General features: G+C 69.6%; 2 protein-coding genes. Both read right to left on the reverse strand.

The window, feature by feature from the left end:
• The coding region (locus tag AC5LSR_RS19745; RefSeq protein WP_493468797.1) for a radical SAM protein at positions 1-1,133 on the reverse strand (1,133 nt) is incomplete at its 3' end.
• Positions 1,134-1,326: 193 nt separating this feature from the next.
• Positions 1,327-1,617: hypothetical protein (locus AC5LSR_RS19750; protein WP_493468798.1), on the reverse strand; the 291-nt coding region annotated here is incomplete at its 5' end.

Raw genomic sequence — 1,617 nt, forward strand, 5'->3', positions numbered from 1 at the left:
GTCCACAGCCGGCAGACCGGGAGGATGCCCGGGTCGTCGGCGCAGGAGGCGCTGCCGGTGAGGACGGTCTCGGCCGGGCAGCCGCCGCGGCAGGCCGGGCGGAGGGTGCAGGCGCCGCAGGCCGGGCGGGTCAGGGTGGCGGTGAACAGGTCGAACTCGTTGTCGCCGCGGTTGAGGGTGATCGTGCCGTCGGGGGTCATGGTGGCGTAGTGCAGGTCGGTGCCGGCCAGGGCCGAGCAGAGGTAGCAGCGGCCGTCCGGGAAGAGGGAGATCCGGTCGAGGGTGCGGCCCCGGCAGCCGGGGTAGCCCGCGGCGGCGAACGCGTCGAGGGTGTCGGGGAAGGCGTGAGCGGGCTGGTAGTGGACGTCGGTGCTGTGCCCGGCCGCGGCGTGGGGGAGCTGCTGGTAGAAGGCGATCCATTCCCGTGGGGGCAGCGCCGCGTCGTGGTCGGCCCGGCCACGGCCTAGGGGGGAGAGGGCCTGGTAGGTGATCCGGCGGATGCCGAGGCTGTCGGCGAGGCCGAGCAGTTTCAGGCAGTCGTCGCGGTTGGTGCGGCTGACCGTGCAGGTGAACCGGACGTCGAAACCGCGGTCGGTCAGGTCGGCGGCGGTGGCCATCGTGGTGGCGAAGGCGCCCGGGCCATGGAGCTGGTCGTGGGTGAGGTGGGAGCCGCCGTCCAGGCTGATCTGGACGTGGGCGAGCTCGGTGGGGGCGAGGCCGCGCAGTGTCCGGGCGGCCGGGGCCAGCCCGTCGGTGACCGTGGTGATCTCGTCGTAGCCGATGGCCCGGGCGTAGCGCAGGGCGTGGACGAAGTCGGGGTGCAGGCTGGGTTCCCCACCGAGGATAGTCAGGGCCGTTCCGCCCAGCTGCCGCCACACGTCCAGCGCCGTGCAGATCTGCGACCAGCTCATCTTCCGCCCCGGTTCGGACCGGCCGCCTGGCTGGCAGCGGGGACGGCGTGGGTGGCGGGCCTCGGTGATGTGCAGGTCGATGCTGCGGAACCGGCCGTAGCCGACCTGGCTGATCCGCTGCGGATCGTCGTCACGGCCTGGCGCGGGTGGGTGGCCGGTGCCGCTCCGGGCCCTGTCGCCGGCGGTGAAGATGGGCGGAACCGGCGGATCGGTCATGGTCATGGGTGGATGCCTCAGGGATGATCGTGACAGTCCGGGTGTCGGTGTCGCGGTGGTCGACATCGGCAGCACGGATGATCTGTGAGAGGTAAAGGTTTCTCGTCTTTTCAACTTGATTTCCTGTGCAGTTCGCCGTAACAGGAGAACTGTCATTTTCCGCACCGGGAAAAGAATTCTTCCCATTCTGCTGACATTCCTAAACTACAAAAAATCCAGTCTCTGTGGCCGGATTAACGTTCGTGAGCTGGGCCGTGAGGGCGGTTTCGCTCTGGTGTACGGCGCTCATGAGGCTGTCCAGGTTGTCGGCTGTCAGCGGCGTTCCGAGGCCGGCCTCGCGGATGGTGGCGTTCAGCTGGGTGCGCGCGGCGTCGGGGAGCGTCACGTGGAACTGGCTGGTGAGGAGATCGCGGGCGAGGTAGGCATCCCGCGCGGCGTCGGTACGGAGATGCTCGATGACGGCGGTGACCCGCGGGGCCTGTCTGGTGTT

This window comes from Protofrankia sp. CiP1_Cm_nod4, assembly GCF_982290645.1.